Source organism: Arcanobacterium pluranimalium, assembly GCF_016907845.1.
Lineage (GTDB): Bacteria > Actinomycetota > Actinomycetes > Actinomycetales > Actinomycetaceae > Arcanobacterium_A > Arcanobacterium_A pluranimalium.
Genome location: NZ_JAFBCS010000001.1, coordinates 456258 through 468286 on the forward strand (window position 1 = coordinate 456258; position 12029 = coordinate 468286).

A 12029-nucleotide genomic window follows, 5' to 3' on the forward strand; every position below is an offset into this window, starting at 1 on the left:
ATCAGTGTTGATTTTTGGGGCGGTTTCGCGCACATCTCGATATATGGTGAGATGTGCGCGAAACTGCCCCAATTTTTGGTCTATGATGTCGATTACTTTGCCAAGTATCCTGTTGTTCGAAGTTCTTTGTATTTGTACAGAATGATGCCCATGGCGATCAGCTCAATGAGTGGCATTGCTAATACCAGCATTGACCACGGAGATTCAGGTTTGATTGCGCCAGAAATGAGGATGTAATCCCACCACCAGTGTAGAAAAATCATCACCGTAATATTCTTCGTGTACATATAGAATACGCCGTATACGAGTCCGGCAAGGAACGTCATCAATAGTTGGGTGAAAGTGCTTTTTAGTGTCTGGCCCGCGATGAGGTTAAACGCGTGAAGTGCTGAAAATATTACAGCACTTACAAGGATTGTGCGAGCAGGCGAAATGTCTTTCAGTAACGACGTCATCACGATCTTACGAAAAGTCAGTTCTTCTGAAATGCCCACGGCAAGCATCGCCATAAAAGGAACGATGAACGCCTTGGTAGCAGACGCCTGAGATGTAATCACGTATCCGCCAACAACCACTGTAGGAACTAAAGAAAGCAAAATAAGTTTCCATCCGAGTGGCTGCGATGGATTAGGAAGCTGGTAACTGTCACGGCTGAAGTAGCAGTAAGCTATTAAAACAACTGCCATGATTGCATGTGGTACAAAGATTGCATGAATAAACTCTTTGCTTCCATAAGTCGCACCTACGCCATATTTTGCATATGCCAATACTGAGATTTCGAAAAGTGCGTAAAGGGCGAGCACTACAACATACGGTCGTGATGAAATCTTATCCATAATGAACCTTTCGTCTGAAAACGCCTATACATAGAGTTATTAGAACTCATCGTAGATGTCAAGAAACTGTTATAATGAACTTGTTCGTATACTCATGTTTTATGGCGAGCTAGATGCTGCATTGATGAGGGGTGGCCAGCTCCACATAAGGGCTAATGCCTATCGGTACTTCATTTACATGTCAGGCTCACTAAGTATGGTCGCCCACATCGATAACCGCAATAGTGTGCGTCAATGAAATACAGAATCTTGGCAGCACAAGCTGAGTAACCATTAAAGAGAATAATGCCGAACTCGCTCGAGTCAGAACTTTCTGCATCTAACCCCGAGTCCTTACTCGACAGCCTGCCCCTAGTCCATGAGTGTAGGGCTTACAGAAATACAAAAATTCCCTCAGAACACCTAAGTATTCTGAGGGAAAATGGCGGTGACGGTGGGATTTGAACCCACGGTAGCTATTAACTACACAGCATTTCGAGTGCTGCACCTTCGGCCGCTCGGACACGTCACCTCGGCTTGTAATCCTATCGGTAATTTCCCATAATCTACAACTCTGGCGCCTCAGATGCTATTGACTTCACACGCAACTCCTGTTTGAACCATTCTTTTAGCTGGTCGCTGGTCTGCGTCTCACATACTCCACCAATCACTTCAGCCCTGTGTGGCAAGCGGGCATCCCGCAACACATCACGCACGCTACCTGCCGCGCCAGCCTTCGCGTCCCAAGCGCCAAAAACCACACGTGAAATGCGCGAATTGACGATCGCACCGGCACACATCGTACACGGCTCCAAGGTGACCACAAGCGTACAGCCACTCAAATTCCACGTTCCGAGCGACGTCGCCGCAGCTCGTAACGCATTGACTTCAGCGTGACCTACCGGATCGGCGTCGGCCTCACGCGTATTGAATCCCTCACCGACGATCGTTCCATTGGTATCGACGACGACGGCGCCCACCGGCACGTCGCCAAGCTGCGCGGCGCGTTCGGCGAGTGTCATAGCGTATGCCATGAGCTTGGATTCATTTTCAAACATATCTCTATGGTATTACCCTTAGCGGCCTAGAACACGGTACATTTAAGGTATGAAACTTCAGGTGATTGACCATCCTCTCGTAACCCATAAACTGACTGTGCTTCGTGACGAAAATACGCCGTCGCCAGTGTTTCGCCAGCTCGTTGAAGAGCTGATTATGCTGCTCGCATACGAATCCACGCGCAACGTATCGATCACGCCCAAAGCTATCAACACCCCGGTAGCGCCGATGACGGCCGCTAAGCTCTCGAAACCACGCCCGATCGTGGTTCCGATTCTGCGCGCAGGTCTCGGCATGCTTGAGGGTATGACGCGTCTGATGCCGACGGCGGAAGTCGGCTTCCTCGGATTAAAGCGTGACGAAGAGACTCTCGAAGCGATCACATATGCCAACCGTTTGCCTGATGACCTCACCGATCGTCAGTGTTTCGTGCTCGATCCGATGCTTGCCACTGGTCATACGCTCATTGCAGCTATCGATTATCTCATTGAACGTGGCGCGAAAGACGTGACGGCAATCTGTATTCTTGCTGCTCCTGAGGGTCTTAAGACGCTCGAAGAGCATATCGGGGATCGGGGAGATGTGAAGATCATCGTTGCTGCAGTAGATGATCATCTCAACGAAAAGGGCTTCATTGTGCCAGGATTGGGAGACGCCGGCGATCGTCTTTACGGCGTGGTGGACTGATAGCGGACTGGTAACGGAAGTTTGGCAGGGCGCGCACTCGCAGCACTGTGGATCAGCAGCGTCGCCGACTAGGTGCGCAATGGACTAATCGTTTTTAATTTAACTATTTATGGAGTAGATATGGGTAAGAAGAGCCGTCGTATTAAGGAAAACAAGCCAAAGCGCGCTCGCGTGCAGTTTGTTGATCGGCCGTTTGAGGGGCTGCCGTTCGAAGCTGAGCTTGTTGCAATGAGTGAGATTATTCCGGCAGCTACATTGCCTGTGCGCACGACCGAAGAGCATGGTGCAGAAGAAATTTTGCTGGTGACCATGCTTCCACAGATGGTTGGAGCTATTCGCCGCTCGGACGGAAAACTGTTGGTTGCGGCGCAGACGGTTATGAGCTCTGGTGACGCATCGACCGATATCGCTGATCGGATTTTGTGGGGTCTTGAGCTGGAGAACGGCGAGACTTTCAACCAGACCGAGCAGCCTGAGCCGGGTTCGCGTCTGCAAGATATTTTGGATCTGAGCTTCGAATCCAAGCTTCAGCTCGAGGAAGATTTTGGTTTCTGGATTGGTGAAGATGAGGCCTCAAAGCCAGATGTGGCCGAGGCGATCAGCCAAACTAAGGAACAGATCATTCCAACAGTGCTGGTAGATGGCGTAGACGGCGCATACTGGACTCGTATGCAGCGCGAATTTGTGCGTTGGGTGCGTAAAGAGGATGAAGATTCGATCCTGAATGCTCTGGCACGTCTACAAACTCGACGTGAACTCACTTTTGACGGCGCACGTTTTGTTGGGGCGTTCCGTGCGCAAGGATTGTTGATTCCAGTGTTTGAGCTTGAGCCAGGTACTGAAGCAAGCGAACTCTCACAGCCAATGGCTGAGTTTGACAAGGTCTTGACTGCTGAGATTGAGTCGAGTGCAGCGTTGACGCCGGAAGAGCGCCGGGCTAAGGCCGGTATCGTTTCTCGTCAAGTAACTCTTCGTTAATCGATCACATAGATAAACAATAACAATGGCAGGTACACGTTAGTCGCGTCGCCTGCCATTGTTATTGGGCAATTGCTCGTAGCGATAATATGTGAGTTTCCATTCTCCAATTGCGAAACCTTGCACATTTTGGGGAAACTCTTTACAAAATCCGTATAATTTATTCTGTGAACGTACAAGAAAACCAGCGCATCGCCGTCGTCATCCCTGCAAAAGACGAGTCCGAAAGAATAGGTGCAACTATTCGCGCTGCTTGGGCGCTTCCACGAGTTGATTTGGTGATCGTCGTCGACGACGGTTCCGAGGACGATACGCAAAAGGTTGCGCGTGCTGCCGGTGCCACGGTGGTTCGTCATTCTCACAACCGCGGTAAGGCTTCGGCAATGGGAACTGGCGCATCGGTGGCAGGAATGCGCGATGCTAAAGGTGCTCCTCCGCGCGCGCTACTGTTTTTAGATGCCGATTTGGGTGACTCCGCCGCTGAGTGTGCGCCGTTGATTGATCCTATTCTTGCTGGAAACGTGGATTGTACAATTGCATATTTGCCACCGCAGGCAGGCGCGGGAGGCCATGGATTTGTGACGAGTCTTGGGCGCAAGGCGATTGAAAAACTTACTGGATGGTCGCCACAACAGCCGCTATCTGGCCAGCGCTGCATCACTCGTGTCGCGTTTGATGCCGTTCAGCCACTAGCAACCGGCTGGGGTGTGGAAGTTGGCATGACGATTGACCTTTTGACTGCTGGTTTTACCGTGCAAGAGGTGCCATGCAATCTGAAACATCGTGCGACGGCGAACGATCTCTCTGGGCAGATTCACCGCGCTATGCAGTATAAAGACGTCTTACTTGCCGTCAATAGCCGCAAGCTTCGCAGAGTTGGGGTAAGCAAAGCGCAACGCAATTCCAATCCAAGCATTGCGGGCGAGCCGTACAACGCCTACCAGGAAAAATAGTTAGAGATTACCTATCGGCGATTACCTAGTTGAGCTCGTGATTCGCTAATTTTTCTCATGATTCGCATGGTCATGCGCTTGATTCGCTCCGTGAAATGCAACTGCGGGCGCTAGCCACAGTGATCCTCCAAAGAGGATGCCCATCATGGGCAGAACCAGTCCTGAATCGTTAATCAGTAGCCCAACAAATACCATCGCAATCATAGCGATGAAAGCTATCCACAGATCGGCAGAGATTGCATTCTTCGAGCTGCTCACAGTGGGTGTAATGAGGTCAGCGATCGTGGCACGACGACGGAAAGCCAACCAAGTCCCACCCAAAGCCAACGGAATCACGATGAACCACACGAACACTGGGGCGGACGTCGTCATCCATTCAAATTTTCGGGCAATAACTGCAAAAACGTCACCAGAAACAACTGAATCAAAGAACCGGCCAAAGTGCGACCAGTCCTCTTCCGGCTGGCGCCAATCAAGATAAGAAATACCGAACATTCCTGCCATTGCAATAGTGCCGATGAGCAGCAGCGATGTCCAACTCATCCGCCGTTGCGCATGCAAGAAACCGATGAGCACAAACGCAACCACCAAGGCAGGAGGACCGCCAAAATCTGCGCCAATATTAGGTGCTCCATCAATCACAATGGCGAAAAATGCGAAAGCCAGCAACACCACAACGCGCATCCACAGCGGTGCCAAACGCTTGCGCATTTGATCCAGCAGATACCCAACCATAAACAATATCGAAGTAGCAAAAAGCACGAAAGGCGCATTACTTATGCCATAGAAACGTCCGCCAGACTGTGGCTGGTCACCCATAATCGAAGAAAAATGTAAAGGTGATCCAAGTGCAGCATCAACTCCCAAAACGGTAGCTGTAATCGTGGCGATAACGAAAGCACCAGCGCAAACATCCATCTTCATAGAAACCGATGCGATCAACCCGAGCAACGCAGCCAAAAGCATCACAAATAAAATCAAAAACAGGTGCGCGTGGGGGAGTCGCCACCACGGGACGAGGTTAAGAAGAAATGTAGAGATTGGCAACGCCGCTACCGACAACAGCCCGTACGCCATCGCCAAACTGTGGCTGCGGCGTCGCGCTGAGTGGCCACGTACTAATATGAGCGCCCAACTCAACAAAAGCACTGCCAGAGCAGAAAAGATGATATAAAAAGGCCCAACAGCTGGGCGAACAGCGGTTGCCCGCTCCTCAACATCAACGAGATGCGTCAACCGCTCTTGCGCAGAACGTTCGTCAACGGAGTAGCGGATCGGACTGCCCGTAAGACTCGACGTATGAGGGAGCGCCAATAATTGCCCCAGCGTAGGCAAGACGTCGGTGAGCTGTACAATCCCTGCTTGGCGGGTAGAACTGGCATGCGCTAGTGCGCCGGTGCCGATCTGCTCTGTCTGCGGGGAACGCGTGGCAAAATACTGCATTCGCGCTGTGATCTGATCTGAATCGGCAACCGAGGCGATCAACACCGTTGCGGCGGGGTCAATCTTGGAAAGCACAGTGCCCAGTGCTTGATCGATCTGTTTAACTTGGTTCAATAATTCAGCCGGAGCCGGCGCAGGCTGCGAAAACGCTGCTTTCAATTCGGAGACCGAACCTGCGTGATTTTGCTGGCCGAGTGGCCAATTGGGATGGCGAGCTGCGCCAAGGTCAATCACCACAACGTCATATTGCGAAAGCGAACCCTTCATATCTGCAATATGAGCATAATAATCACCCACCACATTGCCAGATTTATCTGCAATAGCGAGCGCGGCTCCGCCACCTACAGCCGCCACTTTTTTACCAGCGGTGCGAAGTTCTTCGCCAAATAATCCGAGTTTGGGGTTGTAAGCATTGGATTCATTTACGCCAACGTAATCAGCCCAGTTGCTAATCGCCAGTGTACGCCCTAATTGACCAGTGGCTTTAGGCTCAGGAAGAAGCGCACACGAATCGCCATTCGCACGCGCCGAGGTAGTGCGCATACCAGTATTAACGGTGAGCCAGCCGTCGTCTGGGCAGGTCGTGGTATCGAGCGTGCGCACTACGTTGTTTGCGGTAGCTGCTTTACCAGCAAAATCAGCTAAGTGTGGAGTATTTTGTGGGTTGACATAAGACCATTGCACGCCCGAAAAACCGATGAAAACAACTGGCGTTTTGTGCGGAGTTTGCGAAGGCTTTGCATCTTTTGTGCCCGTTCCTGACGTGCCTGCTCCCGGCGTTCCATTTCCCGCCGTACCCGTTCCCGACGCCCCTTTGCCCGCCGTGTCTTGACCTGTCTGCTCCGCCGTCGAAACTGCGCTATTTGCTGCAGTGAAAGCTTGCGTTTCCCCAGCAGGATGCAATAAATGTGCACTAAAAACAGCGCAAATCCCCACGATGACCGAAATAAGAATCACCACCGGTGACTTCGGGTTGAATATTTGACTCACGTGCAGGAATCTACTTTCTTAGCGGAACACAGACATCAATGGAAAACATCATACGCGAGCTGCGGCATTGCCAACCACAAGCCGGCGCTGCAGCTAAAGCAGTCAAATAGGCACGCTCGGATAATATTCCCCAATCCAATCCTACGATACTCAACTACAGTTTCCCGATATCTCTCACTTTCCGCATAGTATTCATCGCAAGCGTGCCGTTTCTAAAAGCATTACAGTAGTAAAAGCTAAGCACTGTGAGGAGAATATATGGATGGCGTAACCAAACATACGGCAGGCGCACGAGCATCTGCGGGAGCCACCCCAGCAGTAAGCACGCCCGCGCAGGTTGAGCCAACCACAACTGCGCGCACTGCTCCAACTGGACATGCGCCCGGCACGGAGGCTACCAGCCCAACACGTTTTGCATTTCTCGGCCCGCGTGGCACTTTCTGCCAACAAGCTCTCAATGTAATCGCGCCAGAAGACTCCAATACCACGCATATTCCCGCAATCGACGCTCCGCGCGCAATAAAAATGGTGCGTGAGGGTGAAGCTGATTTCGCCGTCGTCCCTATTGAAAATTCGGTCGAAGGTGGCATCAACGCAACTCTCGACACCCTCGCACAAAGCGCCGACCTGATTATCGGCGCCGAAGTCTTGCAAAAAATTTCGTTTGTGCTTGCTGTTCGTCCTGGTACGAAGCTCGCCGACGTCAAGCGAATCTCCACTCACAACGCCGCCTGGACGCAGTGCCGCAACTGGCTCCTCACCCACCTGCCCGACGTCGTCCATCTTCCGGCGACGTCAACCGCAGCAGGTGCCAAAGGCCTCACGCTTCCTTACGACGACGCCGCATACGACGCCACGCTCGTCTCACCTCTCGCAGCGCAACAGTATGGTCTCGAGGTGTTGAGTGCGGATGTGGCCGATAATCCCGACGCCGTCACTCGCTTCGTGATGATAGGCGCGGCTGGCGCAGTGCCGCCGCGTACCGGATCTGATAAAACGACTTTGATGGTGCAGCTACCTACAGATGAAGCTGGTGCTTTGCTTACGCTGCTCGAACAGTTCGCAGCTCATGGGGTGAATCTCACCCGGATTGAGTCGCGTCCGATCGGAGATTCTTTGGGTCGATACGCGTTTTCTATCGACGCCGAGGGGCATATTTTCGACGAGCGGATTCAGTCCACGCTGGTTGCTTTGCATCGCGTGAGCCCCAAGGTGACTTTCCTTGGCTCGTATCCCTCGGCAGCTGGCGTGAAAACAAAACTCTTGGCAGGTACCGCAGATAGCGATTTCCATGCGGCACGAGCTTGGGTGAAAAGCCTGGTCAGCCGATCAATGTCGAGTGCGGATGTAGAGTGACTGTGGCAAAACTTCCACGGTGAAGTCCTGGACGACGCCGAGCACATCGCCGTCGAGCTGTAGCTGCTGAGGTCTTTCCAGGGCTACGCGGCACTCGCGAATGCGCCGTGTGGTGATGTGACCAGCTACGACGTTTTGTTTGATGAGGTCGTGCGCTTGGAAGCCGATTCCTTTGAGGATCACGCGGCGCGCTAGATCGAACCAGCCAAGGATTCCTCCGCGCACGTCAAGAACTGCCAAGTCGAGCCATTGATCAGCTGGATCGGCATGAGGTTCGAGCACGATTCCGCCGGTGAGTTCGCCGCAGTTGAGGAACATCACCGAGCGGGCCTCCACGTCTACCGGCTGCCGATTAGCCGAGAGCTGCAATTGCGCTTTGAGCTTGGAAGAAAAAAGATGTGTGCTTGCAGCCTGCACATATGCGAGCCAGCCGATCCGATCTTTGAGTTCTGACTTGGTAGAGTCCATCAAATCGGCATCGAATCCCACACCGCCCATCACCATAAAGGCATGATGACCAGCTGGTGCGGCCGAGCCGTCGTCTGTCTGGTTCTCTGATTGACTCTCTATTTGGCTTTCGCTCAACGTTTCCTCAATATTGATGCGTCCCACATCGAAACACTTATTGATGCCAGTGAGAGCGATTTGCGCAAGATCTTTGATGGATTGGATTGGGAAATCTAGATTTCGGGCCAAAAGATTGCCAGTGCCAACAGGCATAATGCCGAGCGGTGTGCTGGTGCCAGCGAGTACTTGCGCAACGGCACGAACCGTTCCATCGCCACCAGCAGCAATAACAACGCATGCGCGACTCGCTAGCGCGCGGTGAGCCTGACCGAAACCAGGGTCCTCCTCAGTCGTCTTAATCCATACCGGTTCGGGCAAACCGGCGGCGTCGGCCGCACGCACCAGCTCTTCGCGGATTTTGCGCCAATCGGCAGTTTTGCTGGGATTGTAGATAACGTGGGGCGGGCCGTCGAGAATCTCGCCGACGGAAGCTTCGGCCTCTAGTAGCGCAGTCGCGCTCGCTGGCTCGGAGGTGGGCATATTCGCTGGCTGAGCGGCATGTGGCTTTCGCAGCATACAGTACGCAGCAGCGGTGGTGCCCAGGGCAATCACAGCGAGAACTAAGGCGATGATAGAGATGATGAGTTCAGGTCTCATGTTACTAAGCGTACGCTAAAGGTGTGTGTTGACGCAGTGGTAATGCGGGTTTTGATGGTTGGGCTGTGGGTTTGAACTGTGACGCGGCACCTTGGCACGGTGCACGCATGTTGCATACGCGCTGGTACGGTACCCATGCGCTGACACGACACTTTCGCACAATGTGCACGCGCTGGCGCGGCGCATACGCGCAGGCGCGAAACACTGGCGCAACACCGACTCTTACGCGGACTCTTAGGCGAGCTACCGTCTGATTGCAGTGCAATTGTGAACAGTTTGGCGTGCAAATTAGCCGAGAAAGCTTCGAGAGCATATCCTTGATATATGATCGATATCCGCATTATTCGTGAAAATCCTGAGGCAGTTCGCGCCTCCCAACGTGCACGTGGCGCTGATGAGTCCGTTGCAGACCTCATTTTGGCTGCCGATGAAACACGCCGCAAGGCGCTTCAAGCTTTCGAAGATCTGCGTTCGGAACAGAAGTCGCTCTCACGAACGATCGGTAAGGCTTCCGCTGAGGAACGTCCAGCGATTTTGGCTAAAGCTAAAGAGCTCTCGGATCAGGTCAAGGCGTTAGAGGCCGAGTCCAACGCCGCCGATCAAGCCTTCACGGAGGCGATGTTCAAGCTTCCAAATCTTATTGAAGACGGCGTTCCCGCAGGTGGCGAAGATGATTACGTGGTGCTCAAACACGTTGGTGAGCCGCGTGATTTCGCAACGGAAGGTTTCGAACCAAAGGATCACCTCGACGTCGCCGAAGGTATCGACGCCGTAGACATGGTTCGCGGCACCAAGGTTGCTGGCTCTCGTTTCTATTATCTGAAAGGCGTGGGTGCGCGTCTGGAGCTTGCTTTGCTCACGGCCGCAGCAGATCAGGCAGAGAAGTACGGCTTTACCCTGCTCACCACGCCAACGCTCGTAAACCCAGACATTATGGGTGGCACTGGCTTCCTCGGCGCGCATGCCGATGAAATTTACTATCTTCCAGCCGACGATCTTTACCTCACCGGCACCTCAGAGGTGGCGCTCGCGGGTTATCACAAAGACGAGATCATCGATCTGAGCAATGGGCCGATCCGCTATGCTGGATGGTCTACCTGCTACCGCCGCGAGGCCGGGTCTTATGGCAAAGATACGCGCGGAATTATTCGCGTACACCAGTTCAATAAGGTGGAGATGTTCTCCTACTGCGATCCTGCCGACGCGCGCGAAGAGCACGAACGCTTCTTGGCTTGGGAAGAAGAAATGATTGCCAAGGCTGAGCTTCCTTATCGCGTGATCAATACTGCCGCTGGCGATCTTGGCTCTTCAGCTGCGCAGAAATTCGATTGTGAAGCTTGGCTTCCTACGCAGAATCGCTACATGGAAGTCACCTCTACCTCGAACTGCACGACTTTCCAGGCGCGTCGTCTCAACACGCGTTTCCGTGGTGAAAACGGCACGAACGCCGTCGCCACTCTCAACGGAACTTTGGCCACCACGCGCTGGCTGGTGGCGATGCTTGAAAACCATCAGCAGGCCGACGGCTCGCTCTATATCCCTGCAGCTTTGCGACCATACATGGGTGGTCGCGAGGTTATTGAACCGGTTAAGAAGTGACAGCACCACGGTCTGATTCTTCTGGCGGACTGCCGCCACGCACTGCTCCAAACACTGCGTGGCGGGAGGCAATTTTGGCTGCTGAACTGCCAAGCGCAGGGCCGCAGCTGATGGTTGCTCTCGATATTGACGGCACGATTCTGCACCACGACACTTCCCTTTCTCCGCGCGTCAAAGAGGCCATTGCGGCGCATCTAGCTGCTGGAACGAATTTGGTGATCGCTACCGGGCGCGGCATTTCCGGGGCGCAAGTGGCGATGCAGCAATTCGATTTTTGCCGTGGATACGCGGTGTGTTCCAACGGGTCAATCGTGTTGAGTGTTGGGGGAATCGCGCCGCAAGAGAGGACGACGCCGGTGGCCGACGTCGTGAAAGAAGCTACGCCCGAGGTGGCGATAGTTGCGTCCAATACTTTTGATCCGCAGCGGGAAATTGAGATTATTTCCAAGGCGTTACCTGATGCTGTTATGGCAGTTGAGACGCTTGATCAGGCGCGAAAGATCACCGGGGAATTTCCGCCCGGTGAGCTCACGGGGCAGTCGGTGATTGTGCCTCTTGCGCAGTTAAGCGATCCGCACGCAACGCGTTTGACGGTGCGTGCCCCGCATTTGACTGCCTTAGAATTGCTCGACGTTATGGATGACCTGGGCTTACATGGCATGGAATACGCTGTGGGTTGGTCGGCGTGGATGGATATTGCGCCGGTGGGGATTTCGAAAGCTACGAGCCTGGAGTATGTGCGAAATATTCTCGGCGTCGATCCGCGCCATACCGTGGCTGTGGGCGATTCAGGTAATGACTGTGAGATGCTCACTTGGGCAGGTCTTGGCGTCGCTATGGGTAATGCGCCAGAATATGTTGCGGCATACGCCGATACCATCACTGCGGACGTATATGCGGATGGCTGTGCGCTCGTACTAGAAGAATTGCTGGGCTAAATATGAGGCGCAACTGCAGGAAATCTCGAAAGCCGTTTGAGCATGCA

General features: G+C 53.2%; 10 protein-coding genes and 1 tRNA gene. 6 read left to right on the top strand and 5 right to left on the bottom strand.

The window, feature by feature from the left end:
• Positions 1–92 precede the first annotated feature (92 nt).
• The 3 genes from JOD55_RS01920 to tadA form a co-directional block, all read right to left on the bottom strand.
• Positions 93–836 carry a CPBP family intramembrane glutamic endopeptidase gene (locus JOD55_RS01920; protein ID WP_204398156.1) on the bottom strand — a complete coding sequence of 248 codons (744 nt, stop codon included), beginning with the start codon at positions 834–836 and terminating at the stop codon, positions 93–95.
• 422 nt (positions 837–1258) lie between these two features.
• Positions 1259–1347 (bottom strand) — tRNA-Ser (locus JOD55_RS01925).
• Between the two features lie 34 nt (positions 1348–1381).
• A complete protein-coding gene (gene tadA, locus JOD55_RS01930; protein WP_239538937.1) occupies positions 1382–1873 on the bottom strand; it encodes a tRNA adenosine(34) deaminase TadA in 492 nt (163 codons plus the stop codon).
• 49 nt (positions 1874–1922) lie between these two features.
• Here tadA and upp point away from each other — a divergent pair, with 49 nt between their 5' ends.
• The 3 genes from upp (at position 1923) to JOD55_RS01945 (ending at position 4492) form a co-directional block, all read left to right on the top strand.
• On the top strand, positions 1923–2561 hold the full coding sequence (gene upp / locus JOD55_RS01935; RefSeq protein ID WP_131279479.1) for a uracil phosphoribosyltransferase: 639 nt from the start codon (positions 1923–1925) through the stop codon (positions 2559–2561).
• A 120-nt stretch (positions 2562–2681) separates the two neighbouring features.
• On the top strand, positions 2682–3539 hold the full coding sequence (locus JOD55_RS01940) for a DUF5926 family protein (RefSeq protein WP_204398158.1): 858 nt from the start codon (positions 2682–2684) through the stop codon (positions 3537–3539).
• A gap of 167 nt (positions 3540–3706) precedes the next feature.
• Positions 3707–4492, top strand: coding sequence for a glycosyltransferase family 2 protein (locus tag JOD55_RS01945; protein ID WP_338022175.1), 786 nt, complete (start codon positions 3707–3709; stop codon positions 4490–4492).
• 45 nt (positions 4493–4537) lie between these two features.
• Here the strand turns inward: JOD55_RS01945 and JOD55_RS01950 are convergent, their stop codons facing one another.
• Positions 4538–6925 (bottom strand): hypothetical protein, encoded by a 2388-nt coding sequence (locus tag JOD55_RS01950; RefSeq protein WP_204398160.1) that lies wholly within the window; start codon positions 6923–6925, stop codon positions 4538–4540.
• Positions 6926–7183: 258 nt separating this feature from the next.
• On the opposite strand from JOD55_RS01950, the gene pheA reads away from it, so the two are divergent.
• Positions 7184–8281, top strand: a complete 1098-nt coding sequence (gene pheA / locus JOD55_RS01955) for a prephenate dehydratase (RefSeq protein WP_204398162.1) — start codon at positions 7184–7186, stop codon at positions 8279–8281.
• On the opposite strand, the gene JOD55_RS01960 is transcribed toward pheA, so the two are convergent.
• The gene (locus tag JOD55_RS01960; protein WP_204398163.1) at positions 8255–9445 is read right to left on the bottom strand and encodes a diacylglycerol/lipid kinase family protein; all 1191 of its coding nucleotides are present in this window, start codon (positions 9443–9445) and stop codon (positions 8255–8257) included. The genes pheA and JOD55_RS01960 overlap by 27 nt on opposite strands.
• 324 nt (positions 9446–9769) lie before the next feature.
• Here JOD55_RS01960 and serS point away from each other — a divergent pair, with 324 nt between their 5' ends.
• Positions 9770–11044: a serine--tRNA ligase gene (serS, locus tag JOD55_RS01965; RefSeq protein WP_204398165.1), complete on the top strand. Its 1275-nt coding sequence runs from the start codon at positions 9770–9772 to the stop codon at positions 11042–11044.
• A complete protein-coding gene (locus tag JOD55_RS01970; RefSeq protein WP_338022176.1) occupies positions 11041–11982 on the top strand; it encodes an HAD family hydrolase in 942 nt (313 codons plus the stop codon). Before serS ends, JOD55_RS01970 begins: the two co-directional genes overlap by 4 nt.
• Positions 11983–12029 lie beyond the last annotated feature (47 nt).

Bases quoted from the DNA above. Each gene is read 5' to 3' on its own strand.
- JOD55_RS01960 (WP_204398163.1), bottom strand. From the start codon at position 9,445: ATGAGACCTGAACTCATCATCTCTATCATCGCCTTAGTTCTCGCTGTG.
- JOD55_RS01920 (WP_204398156.1), bottom strand. From the start codon at position 836: ATGGATAAGATTTCATCACGACCGTATGTTGTAGTGCTCGCCCTTTAC.
- tadA (WP_239538937.1), bottom strand. From the start codon at position 1,873: ATGTTTGAAAATGAATCCAAGCTCATGGCATACGCTATGACACTCGCC.
- JOD55_RS01940 (WP_204398158.1), top strand. From the start codon at position 2,682: ATGGGTAAGAAGAGCCGTCGTATTAAGGAAAACAAGCCAAAGCGCGCT.
- pheA (WP_204398162.1), top strand. From the start codon at position 7,184: ATGGATGGCGTAACCAAACATACGGCAGGCGCACGAGCATCTGCGGGA.
- upp (WP_131279479.1), top strand. From the start codon at position 1,923: ATGAAACTTCAGGTGATTGACCATCCTCTCGTAACCCATAAACTGACT.
- serS (WP_204398165.1), top strand. From the start codon at position 9,770: ATGATCGATATCCGCATTATTCGTGAAAATCCTGAGGCAGTTCGCGCC.